We start from the raw sequence: 12,216 nt of genomic DNA, 5'->3' as shown, positions 1-12,216 counted from the left end.
ATGCCCCGTTTTTACGCTATTTGGGGCGGAAAGGGACACAAATCCGGAATGCCTTCTTGCGAGGCGGAACGCCCTGCACGCTTACGCGTTCCGTATTGCCTTGCGTCGGGCGTGGACTTTCATACGGCATTATGAAAGCAGGAATGTGGGGCAGACTGGCATTCTGTATTTTTCCCGATGCGCGAGAATCGCGTATTTGCGACGGCGGCGGGGGAAGGGCACGAATAGGCGAGCCACGAGGAGGTGGGATTGTCATATTGACACTCGGAATACTTCTTTTCATACCAACCATATTTGCATGTTTATTCTGTTTTGATGCTGTTTACAGGATTGTCTTGTGCCGTTTGGCGGCATTGGGTGTAGACGGTGGCCAAGGTGATGGTGCCGATGGCCAACAGAGCCAATGCAAAAATCCACCAGTGCAGGGGTGTCTTGTAGGCGAAGTTTTCCAAATAACGGTGCACGCCATACCATCCCAAGGGCGCAGCCACGATAAAACTGAGCGCCAACGTGAGGCTGTATTGCCGGAAAAACATCCTGATGATGCCGTTCGTGGTGGCTCCCATGATTTTACGCAGCCCGATTTCCTTCCGTCGGTAGTTGCATTCAAAAAGCGTCATGCTGAACACGCCGGCCAAAGAAATGGCGGTGGCCAAAAGGCAGAAGAGGATAAGGGTCTGTTGCGTGTGTTTCTCTTCCGTGTAGATGTTTTCCATAAGTTGGAATTGGGTCTTCAGCTCGAATGTGCTTTCAGGTGAGAAATCCAGGCAAAAGTCCATGACGGGCTTGAAGGCGTCTTCCAAAGCCACGCCTTCCCGGATGCGGATGTTGGCCACGCCCTTTGACGGCCAGTCGGAATAGGGGCCGTTCATGACTTTCAAGCAAAGCGGGGTGACTTCGTCGCGCAGGGAACCGATTTTGAAGTTGTCGCAAATACCGACTATGGGGCTTTTTATTTCATCTTCAAGGATTTCTTTCCCCACCCGCACGTCTGTATAGAGGTCGTAGGCCGCCTTGTTGAATATCATGGGCGAACTTTCGTCCTTCGGGTTGAAGTCTTTTCCTTCAATGATGCGTATCCCCATCACTTTAAGGTAATTGTACGAAACGGGGAGGCAAATGAAGCCCATGTAATTCCCGTCGGAACTCATTCTTCCCCACGACATCACTTCGCTGCTCTTTTGGGCCGATAGCATGAAACGCGATAGGGCTACGTCCTCTACGCATGCCACTTGCCGGAGTCCCGAAGCAAAAGCCTCGGCTTTTTGATCGTAGATTTTTGCCGCATAAAGGTCGAGCGTGATGATTCTGTCCTTGTCGTATCCGAGGTCGGAATGGCGCATATAGTAATTTTGGCAAACGATGCCTCCCACGCCGATGAGCAAGGCCATGGCCGCTGTGAGTTGCACGCCCATGAGCAGGGTGCGTATCTGCCGTCCTTTAGCTGACAGCCCGAAGTTCCCTTTTAGGGCGAGTGCCGGTTGGAAAGACGTGGAGTAGAATGCGGGAAAGAGGCTGGCCGCACATCCTATAAGGATGGACAACGCTCCCGTTGCCGCCGTGATGCGCGGAAAAGAGGGCAGCGAGATGTCGACTTTGAGCAACTCGTTGACGAAACTTTCTTCCATGGCTTTGACCACCAGCAAGGCCAACAGGAAGGCCGTGAAGCTTAATATGGCACTTTCCATGACCATGGCGCGTATGAGGTGGCTGCGCCGGGCGCCCAATACCCTTTGGGTGTTCAGGCTACGGACACGGAGCGGGGCCAATGCCGTATAGAAATTGGTGAAGTTGATGGCGGCAATCAGGATGATGAGCAAGGCTATGGCTGTGTAGACGTAGCGTTGTTGCATGCTTAATTTAATGGAGTCGCTTGTTTTCAGGTCTTTGCGGTAGGGGAGGTCCGGATAGGGGACCAAATGGATGGAGGCGTTGTCGGATTCTATTATTTTAGACTGGATTAAGCCTTCCAACTCTGTTTTCTTTTCCGGATTCTCCAGTTGGAGATAGGCAAATAAACTGGCCTCCGACCAGTTGTCCTTATAGGCATTTCCCATGGTGTTGTAGACCATGTTTTTTACGGAACAGTTTTCGGGAAAGTCACGGTAGACGCCCCCGATGGTCCAACCGTATCCCCTTCCTTTTTCATCGAAGAACTTCCCGACCAGGTCCGTCGTGTTGAAATACGTCAGGGCCATGCTTTCGGGAATAAAGATGTGAAGGGGTTGCGTAAAAGTCGTCGTGTCGCAGGCAATCCACTTGAATCCGAACATGGGAAAGAAATCCGGTGCCACGCCTCTGGCCGTGGACTCGAACTCCTGTTTCTGGTCGGGGCTGACGGCATGGAGGGTCCAACCGTTTTCCACGAATGTGCACCGGGTGATTTCCGGCGATATGCTACTTAAGTTTTCAATGACCGGGCGTGCGAAAGTGCTCCATGGCATATTGCCTTCCGGCTCATTGACAAGCATGAATATATGGTTCGCATTTTTCAGGTTCCGGTCGTAGGCGGACTCGAAGCGTACTTCCATCATGATGACGATGAAAGCCGCCAGTGCCAACGAAAAGCCTGCCACGTTCATGACAATGGATGCAGGAAAACGTCTGAAAATACTTTGGAAATTACGATAGAGTGTTTTCATGTGAAGTCTTTTTAGATGTTAATCCACAATGTTTGCTATCACTTTCCCGTCGAAGAGCTTCACGATGCGCTCGGCATACCTCGCGTCGTGCTCGCTGTGGGTCACCATGATGACGGTGGTGCCTTCGCGGTGAAGTTCGGTGAGAAGTTCCATGACTTCCATACCGTTTTTAGAATCGAGGTTTCCGGTCGGCTCGTCGGCCAGTATGAGTTGGGGGCGGGCGATGACGGCGCGGGCAATGGCTACTCTTTGTTGCTGTCCTCCCGATAATTGTTGCGGGAAATGCCCGGCCCGGTGGCTTATTTTCATCCGCTGTAGTATTTCCTTGACTTTTTCTTTCCTTTCTTTTGCGGGAATGTGCATGTAGGTGAGCGGCAATTCCACGTTTTCCCATACGGTAAGTTCGTCTATGAGGTTGAAACTTTGGAACACGAATCCGATGGTGCCTTTTCGTAATTCCGTGCGTTCATTCTCCCGCAGGCGGCTTACTTCCTGTCCGTTGAGATGGAATTTCCCCACCGTCGGGTTGTCGAGCAGTCCGATGATGTTCAGCAAGGTGGATTTTCCGCAACCGGACGGCCCCATGATGGCCACAAATTCTCCTTTTCCCACTTGCAGGTCGATGTCCTGCAATGCAATGGTTTCCACTTCTTCCGTACGGAAGGTCTTTCCGAGTTTTTCCAATCGTATCATATTGTTTAATTTGAGGTTTTAGAAATTCAGAATAATTTCAGTTCGTCGGTTGCCTTATAGCTTTCATATCCCGATATTACGACTTGTTCTCCGGGCGAGAGCCCTTCGAGTATTTCATAATAAGTAGGGTTCTGGCGGCCGATTCGTATGTTGCGCCTGTAGGCCCGTGTACCGTCGGGGCTGAGTACGAAAATCCATTTTCCGCCGGTGGTCTGGAAGAAAGTGCCTTTGGGTATGATGACGCATTCCGAAGGTTGTCCCAGTTGCAGGTTGATGTCGTAGCTTTGTCCGCTGCGTATGTGTCCGGGGCGTTTGTCCGTGAAGACCAGTTCCGTGCAAAACTTCCCGTCGCGCACCTCAGGGAGAACCTTGCGCAGGAGGAGCGGATATTTCTGGTCTTGCTGCGTGAAAGTACCCGCAAGTCCCGCATGTACCCTGTCGATGTAAAGTTCGTCGATATAGGCCTCTATCTTGAAATCCGACAAGTCGTTGACTTGTCCCACTTTGCGCCCTGCAGATATGTTCTCGCCCAACTCCACTTCCAACAGTCCCAACTCGCCGTCGATTCCGGCCCGGACGTCGAGTTTGCTTTTTCTGGCCCGGATAAGGCTCAGGTTGCGCTGCATGTTTTCGAGGTTTTCTTCCATCTGTTGCATTTGTATGCTGCGGTAGATGGAGTCCTGGAGCAGCCTTTCGCAGATGAGGCTGTATTGCTTTTCGGCCAGTTCGCAGTCTTCTTTGCATTGCAGGAATTCTTCGCGGCTCACTAGCTCATCCTTATACAGTCTGCTGTATTGCAGGAACGTGCGCCGCTTGCGTTCCTTGTTTTGCGAAAGTTGCAGTTTTTCCATTTCATTGTTGAGCTTGTCCTGTTGCATGGTGACTTGGGTGTTGCGCAACAGGTTTTGTTTTTCTGCCAATTCGGCTTCCGCATTCAGTATTTGCAGGTCGAGGTTGGCATTGGTGAGGCGTAGCAGCACGTCGCCGGCTTTTACCCGGCTTCCTTCTTCTGCTACTTTTTCGGTCACGATGCCCCCTTCCTCGGGTGCCACTTGCACGGTGGAAATAGGACTTGCTTGCCCTCGGATACGGATATAGTCGTCGAAGTTCGTCTTTTCCGCCGTGGCGATGTTCAAGATGCGGCGGTCTACTTTCAGCACGCTATGGTATTTGCCGAAAACAATCCAACCGACAAGGGCGGATAGCAATATTCCTCCGGCTATCCACGGCAAGTGTTTGCGTTTGATTCTTTTTTTGGGGGTAACAGGTATGTCCATGTATGTTGCGGCTTTTGGGGTTAGTAAATTAGTAAAGAGGTTCGCCTTGGTAATAGGATACCAACCGGCATTTTAGCAGATGGTTCAGTTTGCATTGCAACAAGGTGGCCCGGCTGGAAAGAAGCGTGTTGCTTGCGGTACGCAGGTCGAGCGGTGCCGCCATGCCTTCGTCGAATTTCCGTGCGATGACGGCGTAGGCGATGGAGTCGGCCTTGACTTTTTGTTCCATGTGGAGGTATTCCTTGCGGAGTGATTCGCGGTCGAGTATGGCTTGTTGCACGTCGGCCCAAAGCTCGTCTTGCCGTTGGGCATATTCCTCTTGTGCCGACCGGTATGCGATTTTACTACGTTTGTAATTCATGGCGTTTCCCAACCGGTTGAATAGCGGGAAGCTGATATTGAAACTCAGGTATTGCCCCCAGTTGTTCCTAAGTTGGCGGGCGTATGGGATGAAATCGGCTTTTCCCAACGTACGGAAATATGAGGACGACATGCCGGCCGAGAAGGATATGTCGGGAAAGAAGCGGCTTAACGCCTGGCGTTTGCCGTATAGGCTTGCGTCCACGGCAAGTCGGCTTTGCCGCATTTCCGGAAGCCGGGCCTCGGCGACACGGTAAGTGTGTGCTATTTCATCTTGGAAGGGTTCGCTTGGGACCAGTGGTACCGTCACATGCCAGTCGGCCGAAACTATGTGCAATTCTTCTGTGACAGGGTAGGCCATTTCCTTTTTCAGGGCAAGTAAGGCGTTGTCGAGCAGGTGAAGCGTATGAGCGTGGTTGTAGTCGTCGGCGGCATATTGTGCTTCGATGAGAGCCACGTCGGTTTTGCTTTTTAGGCCGAGTTCTTTGAGGCGATGCACCTTTTTCACTTGGATGCGGCTTTCGTCCAGTTTGCTCTCCGTATAGGAGGCAAGTTCCTGATAGTAGGAAGCCTGTATGTAAAGTTCCATGAGGTTGAGCACCATGTTGTCGCGCCGGGCTTCCGTTTGGCTTTTTCCTTGGGCCAGTTGCAAACGTGTAAGTTTGAATTGGTGTATCAGGTTGCCTCCGGTGAAGAGAGGGACGGAGAGGCTGGCAGAGTAACTGTTGTTCAGGTTCGATACTGTGCCATAGGTGTTGGTTTCCGGGTCTACCGAACGTCCGAAACTAAAGTTTACTCCGCTTTGGGCGGACAGCGAAGGAAGAAAGGCTGTATAGGCCTCCACAAGCCGGGTCTGTTGCGATTCAACGTTCCATTGCTGTATTTTCAAGTCACGGTTGTGTTCCAATGCATAGCCGATGCATTGCCGCAGGTCCCAACTGTCGGCTGCCGGTAGGGTAAAGGCATTGAGCCATCCGGTGCAGAATAAGAATATCCATTTCTTCATGATACGTTGCAATCATTTTACATATCCTCTTGCAATTCGTGTGCCAAAATCCGTATTCTTTTGATAATATGTGAGATAGGAAAATGACGGAGTAAGGCCGGTGTCCAAATGTTAGACAGTGGTTGTCTTGTTATTGGACGGTGCTTCTATCTGCACCGGAGCGGGGTGCAAATATTTCTGCGCCGTGTGTCTGTGTTTTCCCTATATTTCCTTTATATTTGTTCTCTCTAACTCATACATGAAATAAAGATACGACACGATGGCTGTTTCTTATTCTATATTGGTGGTGGATGATAACCGGAGTATTCTTACCTCCTTGCAATTTCTTTTAGGCGACTATTTTGCCCACGTGCTCAGTCTGTCGTCGCCACAAGGGATGTTGGCTTTATTGGAAAGGGAGGAAGTGGATGTGGTATTGTTGGACATGAACTTTTCGGCCGGTATCAACAATGGTAATGAGGGGCTGTTCTGGTTGCAGGAATTGAAGGCGCATTTTCCCAATCTGCCGGTAGTGCTTTTTACGGCTTATGCCGATATCGAACTGGCGGTGGAAGGGTTGAAGCGAGGGGCGGCCGACTTTGTGGTGAAACCTTGGGATAACAAAAAGATGGTACAGGTGCTTTTAGCCGTTTGCGGGCAGAATAAAAAGAAAAACGACCCAGAGTGCGAAGTGCCTCGGACGATGTATTGGGGCGAATCGGAAGCAATGCGCCGTTTACGCACGTTGGTGGAACGTTGCAGTGTGACGCATGCCAATGTCCTCATTACCGGTGAGAATGGAACGGGAAAGGAGATGTTGGCCCGGGAAATCCATACACTGTCCCCACGGCATGCGGCACCAATGGTGTCGGTAGACATGGGAGCCATTACTGATACGCTGTTTGAGAGTGAATTGTTCGGGCATGTGAAGGGTGCTTTTACAGATGCCCGGCAGGATCGTGTCGGAAGGTTTGAAGCGGCACATGGCGGTACGCTTTTTTTGGATGAGATAGGAAACCTGCCGCTGTATCTTCAAGCCAAATTGCTGACTGCGGTCCAGAACCGGCAGATTGTACGGGTGGGAAGCAACCAACCGGTCGGTGTCGATATCCGGCTCATCTGTGCTACCAACCGCGATTTGCAAGAGATGGTCGTGAGGAACGAGTTTAGAGAAGATTTGCTTTACCGTATCAATACCATACATTTGCATTTGCCCCCGCTACGGGAACGGAAGGAGGATATTTTACCGTTGGCTTACCGTTTCCTGAAATCCTACAGCCAGATGTACCATCGTCGGTTCGACGGGTTTACCGGGGAAGCCGAAGTCCGTTTGATGGCCCATCCATGGTACGGCAATATCCGTGAGTTGCAGCATACGTTGGAACGGGCTGTGATTCTTTGCGGGGAGTGCGAAAACGGTAAATTGCCGGCTCCCGTATTGCATTTGGCTGACGACGAAAGGCGGTCGGGGGAAGCGGAGGAGCAAGTCCGGACGTTGGAGGAAATGGAGATGTCTGCCATCAGGCAGGCTTTGGAACAATGCCGGGGGAATTATTCTCTGGCTGCTTCACGTTTGGGCATATCCCGGCAGACTTTATATAATAAGATTAAACGCTATGGATTATAAGACGCGTGTATTTTCCTTGTTTCAACTCGTAGGGATAGCGGCCATGGCCGCGTTTGCCGCTGTGGCTTGGGAGCGCGGGCAGACGGAGATGGCCGTCATAGGGACTGTTGTCGTGTTGTGTGTCGTGGCCGGTGTGTGGCGTTCACGTTCCAATGTCTCCAGAAAATTGGGATTGATGCTGGAGGCTATTGTCAACGAGGATTATTCTTTCCGTTTTCCTGCCAGAGGAAAGATGGCACGTACCAACGGTTATCTGAATAGTGTCCTGAACCGTTATGCGGAACAGGTTGCCAAGACTCACCATGAACTTGCGGCCCATGAAAGTTTCAACGAGTTGGTGATGGAAAATGTGCATACGGGAATCGTCGTGTTGGATGAACGATGTAACGTCGTACGTTGTAATTCCATGGCCTTGACGCTTCTTGGGCTTTCCGCCTTTTCCCGTCTGGCACAGTTGGAGCGTTACGGGCACGAAATAGTGGAGTGCTTCCGTTCGATGGAACCCCATGTCCAACGCCAACTTGCTTTCAAGACGGCACAAGGGCAAAAGGACTTGTGGATTAACGTGTCTTTGCTACAGATGGAGCAGCGGCAGTTGCGTGTGTTTACACTCAATGATATTCGCAATGTGATGGATGAGAATGAATTGGATGCTTGGATTAAGCTTTCCCATGTGTTGACACATGAAATCATGAATGCCATTACTCCTGTGGCTTCTTTGAGTGCTTCTTTGCTTTCGAAAGATACTTGGAGCACGGAACAGCTACGGGAAGGCCTTTCGGTGATTTACACCACCTCGCAAGGACTACTGTCTTTTGTGGACAATTATCGTAAATTTACGTCGTTGCCTCGCCCCGTTCCGGTTTTGTTTTATGTACAGGAGCTGACAGAAGAACTGCGAACTTTGCTTCTTGTCCCCGAACGCATCAAGTTAGAATTCCATTTGGTTCCAGAAGATTTGCTGATATATGCGGATAAACATTTGATACGTCAGGTTTTGATTAATTTGGTGCGTAATGCCATACAAGCCATCGGAGAGAGGGACGGTTGCATACGCGTGGTGGCTTTTGTCCAGACAGACGAGCGTGTGCTGATTAAAGTGAGCAATGACGGGCCGGTGATTCCGGAAGAAATAAGGTCGCATATATTTGTACCTTTCTTTACTACAAAAGAGCGTGGAAGCGGCATCGGGCTTTCCGTAAGCCGCCAAATCATGATGGCTTCCGGGGGCAGCCTTTCTCTCCTTCCGGCCGGAACGGCAGGATGGAATACGACCTTTGTGTTGGAGTTTCCGTAAGATGCAGGAGGATGCGGGTGAAGTCTTAATAATATAAAGGTATAGGGATATTTATAAGGTTTTACAGTCGGAAAGTGATTTTTTTATCGTACTTTTGTATGATAAATCTGTGAAAGAAAGAATGCGAAGAAAGATAAGACGGAATTGGATTGTCCCTGAAGGAGCCGAACTGACGGATTTGGACCGTAAGATTTTGGCTTTTCAGGAAGAAGGCTGTTTGGTGCCTTCGCGTAAATTGATTAAGACTCCTGAACAAATAGAGGGGATTCGCAGGAGCGGTGTGGTAAATACCGGGGTATTGGACCTTGTGGCCCAAGAGATACATGCCGGAATGACCACGCTTGAGATAGACGAGATGGTATATGATTATACGGTAAGTCACGGGGCCATTCCTGCTCCTCTGAATTATGAAGGTTTTCCGAAGAGTGTATGTACTTCCATTAACGAGGTGGTCTGTCACGGCATTCCTAATGAATTCGACGTATTGGAGGAAGGAGATATTATCAATGTGGACGTTTCCACCATATTGGACGGATATTACAGCGATGCTTCGCGTATGTTTGTCATCGGGCAGACCACACCCGAGAAGCAGAAATTGGTAGACGTCGCGCGCGAGTGCCTGGAGATTGGCATGAAAGTTGCCCGTCCGTTCGGCTTTGTGGGGGATATAGGAAATGCCATCGAAAAGCATGCCAGGAAGAACGGTTTCAGCATCGTGCGCGATTTGTGCGGCCATGGGGTGGGACTGGAGTTCCACGAAGAGCCGGATGTGGAGCATTTCGGCCGGAAGGGGACAGGGATGCTCTTGGTGCCCGGCATGGTGTTTACGATAGAACCTATGGTGAACATGGGCGATTGGAGGGTGTTTGTGGATGAGGAAGACGGATGGACTGTCGTGACGGAAGACGAACTGCCCAGTGCGCAATGGGAACATACTTTCCTTATGACGGAAAACGGTTTGGAGATTCTTACTTATTGAGACACCATAATTTATAGGACGTGAGGAAATGGAGAAGAAAGATATCGTTATATTAGGTATAGAGTCGAGTTGTGATGATACGTCGGCAGCGGTGATTCGCAACGGGGTGTTGTTGAGCAACGTGACAGCCAGCCAAGCCGTGCATGAGGCGTACGGCGGGGTGGTGCCGGAACTGGCTTCCCGTGCCCATCAGCAAAATGTAGTCCCTGTGGTAGACCAAGCGCTGAAACGCGCCGGAGTGACCAAGGAGGAACTTTCGGCTGTGGCTTTCACGCGAGGCCCCGGATTGATGGGCTCTTTGTTGGTGGGGGTGTCTTTTGCCAAAGGGTTTGCACGCGCACTCGGCATTCCCATGATAGAGGTCAATCATTTGCAAGGACATGTATTGGCGCATTTTATTAAAGAAGATGAGGGCGACCATGACCAACCGGAATTTCCGTTCTTGTGTTTGTTGGTAAGTGGCGGCAATTCCCAAATCATTCTGGTGAAAGCCTATAATGACATGGAAGTGTTGGGGCAGACGATAGACGATGCGGCAGGTGAAGCCATCGACAAGTGTTCCAAAGTGATGGGGTTGGGCTATCCCGGAGGACCGATAATAGACAGGTTGGCGCGTCAGGGAAACCCGCAGGCGTATTCTTTTGCCAAACCTCACATCGGAGGATATGATTATAGTTTTAGCGGCTTGAAGACCTCATTTCTTTATTCTTTACGGGATTGGATGAAGGAAGATCCGGATTTTATCGAACATCACAAAGAAGACTTGGCCGCCTCTTTGGAGCATACGATAGTAGATATCCTGATGAAGAAGTTGCGTCAGGCGGTAAAAGACACCGGTATCAGGCAGGTAGCCGTGGCTGGCGGCGTGTCGGCCAACAACGGGCTGCGCAATGCTTTCCGGGAGCATGCGGATAAATACGGATGGAAAATCTTTATTCCGAAATTCAGTTATACGACCGACAATGCAGCCATGATAGCCATTACCGGATATTTCAAGTATCAGGATAAGGATTTTTGTACGATAGATATGCCTGCTTATTCAAGAGTAACATTAAAATAATTAAGATATATGATGAATGTAGAATCTAAAATCATAAGTCGTGAAATCAGCCCGCTGCTATGGAAAGCAGGGGAGACGGTGTGCACGGCAGAAAGTTGTACTTCGGGGCAGATATCGGCAGCCATAACCAGTGTGCCGGGAAGCTCTACCTATTTCAAAGGAGGTATTGTTTGTTATACCAATGAGATAAAAACTCGTTTTCTCGGTGTTTCGCAAGAGTTGTTGGAAGAAAAAGGGGCTGTAAGCGAGGAAGTGGTGCGTGCCATGTTCGAAGGGGCATTGGAAGCCATGGAAACCACATACGCAATAGCCATTACCGGTTATGCTGGTCCCGGCGGCGGAGAAGAAGCACCGGTCGGTACGATTTGGATTGCCGTAGGCGACAAGAATGAAGTGACGGTGGAAAAACTTGAAGGTGACGACGGGCGGGATATGAATTTGGCCAAAGCGACACTGGTTGCCCTTCAGCTTCTGCTCGACTTGCTGAAAAAGCGTCATCCGCAGGAAGAAGAGTGATTTTTTTGCGAAAATACTTGTATATTCGGTTTTTAAGTACTAATTTTGCACTCTGTTTGAAAGAAGCTAATAGAAATAAACAAAAAGGAAGATAGAAATGTCTAAGATTTGTCAAATTACCGGGAAGAAAGCCATGGTTGGCAACAATGTTTCTCATTCTAAGCGTCGTACCAAGAGACGGTTTAATGTGAACTTGTTTACGAAGAAATTCTACTATGTAGAACAGGATTGTTGGATTAGCCTGAACATTAGTGCTGCTGGTCTGCGATATATTAATAAAGTGGGCCTCGATGCTGCACTGGCCAGTGCGGTAGCAAAAGGCTATTGTGATTGGAAAACCATTAAAGTAATTGCTTAATTAGAGGAGAGTAAGACTTATGGCAAAGAAGGCTAAAGGTAACAGAGTGCAGGTTATTTTGGAGTGCACTGAAATGAAAGAGAGTGGTCTTCCCGGAACATCTCGTTATGTGACGACGAAGAATCGTAAGAATACTCCTGAAAGATTGGAATTGAAGAAATACAATCCTATTTTGCGGAGAATGACAGTTCATAAAGAAATAAAATAATATTAGGATACTATGGCAAAAAAGACAGTGGCAACCCTCCATACCGGTAAAATGGATGGACGTTCCTACACTAAGGTAATCAAAATGGTGAAGAGCCCTAAGACCGGTGCTTATATTTTTGATGAGCAAATGGTTCCGAACGAAGCCGTGAAGGATTTCTTCAAGAACTAATTCGTATTTTAATACGGTTCAAAATAGTCCCTTCCACAAATTG

At 49.5% G+C, this 12,216-nt stretch carries 12 protein-coding genes; 8 read left to right on the top strand and 4 right to left on the bottom strand.

Features of this window, described 5'->3' with window-relative positions; all coding sequences use genetic code 11:
* Nucleotides 1-302: 302 nt before the first annotated feature.
* Genes HMPREF9441_RS12395 through HMPREF9441_RS12380 form a run of 4 tightly spaced genes read right to left on the bottom strand, consistent with a single transcriptional unit; the run spans nt 303 to nt 5,978 of the window.
* Nucleotides 303-2,642: an ABC transporter permease gene (locus HMPREF9441_RS12395; RefSeq protein ID WP_008621678.1), complete on the bottom strand. Its 2,340-nt coding sequence runs from the start codon at nt 2,640-2,642 to the stop codon at nt 303-305.
* 18 nt (nt 2,643-2,660) lie between these two features.
* Nucleotides 2,661-3,335, bottom strand: coding sequence for an ABC transporter ATP-binding protein (locus HMPREF9441_RS12390; RefSeq protein ID WP_008621677.1), 675 nt, complete (start codon nt 3,333-3,335; stop codon nt 2,661-2,663).
* Between the two features lie 26 nt (nt 3,336-3,361).
* Nucleotides 3,362-4,612 (bottom strand): efflux RND transporter periplasmic adaptor subunit, encoded by a 1,251-nt coding sequence (locus HMPREF9441_RS12385; RefSeq protein ID WP_008621676.1) that lies wholly within the window; start codon nt 4,610-4,612, stop codon nt 3,362-3,364.
* Nucleotides 4,613-4,640: 28 nt separating this feature from the next.
* Nucleotides 4,641-5,978 carry a TolC family protein gene (locus HMPREF9441_RS12380; protein WP_008621675.1) on the bottom strand — a complete coding sequence of 446 codons (1,338 nt, stop codon included), beginning with the start codon at nt 5,976-5,978 and terminating at the stop codon, nt 4,641-4,643.
* A gap of 259 nt (nt 5,979-6,237) precedes the next feature.
* Here HMPREF9441_RS12380 and HMPREF9441_RS12375 point away from each other — a divergent pair, with 259 nt between their 5' ends.
* The 8 genes from HMPREF9441_RS12375 to HMPREF9441_RS17930 all read left to right on the top strand — a co-directional run bounded on the left by HMPREF9441_RS12375 (nt 6,238) and on the right by HMPREF9441_RS17930 (nt 12,173).
* The gene (locus tag HMPREF9441_RS12375; protein WP_008621673.1) at nt 6,238-7,584 is read left to right on the top strand and encodes a sigma-54-dependent transcriptional regulator; all 1,347 of its coding nucleotides are present in this window, start codon (nt 6,238-6,240) and stop codon (nt 7,582-7,584) included.
* A complete protein-coding gene (locus HMPREF9441_RS12370) occupies nt 7,574-8,881 on the top strand; it encodes a sensor histidine kinase (protein ID WP_008621664.1) in 1,308 nt (435 codons plus the stop codon). The genes HMPREF9441_RS12375 and HMPREF9441_RS12370 overlap by 11 nt, the downstream gene beginning before the upstream one ends.
* 121 nt (nt 8,882-9,002) lie before the next feature.
* A complete protein-coding gene (gene map, locus HMPREF9441_RS12365) occupies nt 9,003-9,860 on the top strand; it encodes a type I methionyl aminopeptidase (protein ID WP_008621663.1) in 858 nt (285 codons plus the stop codon).
* A 28-nt stretch (nt 9,861-9,888) separates the two neighbouring features.
* Entirely contained in the window at nt 9,889-10,920 is a 1,032-nt protein-coding gene (gene tsaD, locus HMPREF9441_RS12360) for a tRNA (adenosine(37)-N6)-threonylcarbamoyltransferase complex transferase subunit TsaD (RefSeq protein WP_008621662.1), read from the top strand.
* 9 nt (nt 10,921-10,929) lie between these two features.
* On the top strand, nt 10,930-11,436 hold the full coding sequence (locus HMPREF9441_RS12355; RefSeq protein ID WP_008621661.1) for a CinA family protein: 507 nt from the start codon (nt 10,930-10,932) through the stop codon (nt 11,434-11,436).
* Between the two features lie 97 nt (nt 11,437-11,533).
* Entirely contained in the window at nt 11,534-11,794 is a 261-nt protein-coding gene (gene rpmB / locus HMPREF9441_RS12350; RefSeq protein WP_008621660.1) for a 50S ribosomal protein L28, read from the top strand.
* Nucleotides 11,795-11,813: 19 nt separating this feature from the next.
* Nucleotides 11,814-12,002 carry a 50S ribosomal protein L33 gene (gene rpmG, locus HMPREF9441_RS12345; RefSeq protein WP_008621659.1) on the top strand — a complete coding sequence of 63 codons (189 nt, stop codon included), beginning with the start codon at nt 11,814-11,816 and terminating at the stop codon, nt 12,000-12,002.
* Between the two features lie 12 nt (nt 12,003-12,014).
* Entirely contained in the window at nt 12,015-12,173 is a 159-nt protein-coding gene (locus HMPREF9441_RS17930) for a DUF4295 domain-containing protein (protein WP_008621658.1), read from the top strand.
* Nucleotides 12,174-12,216 lie beyond the last annotated feature (43 nt).

This window comes from Paraprevotella clara YIT 11840, assembly GCF_000233955.1.
GTDB classification, from domain to species: Bacteria; Bacteroidota; Bacteroidia; order Bacteroidales; family Bacteroidaceae; genus Paraprevotella; species Paraprevotella clara.
Note: the sequence above shows the minus strand (reverse complement) of the source record. Positions and strands in the feature narration are given on the sequence as shown.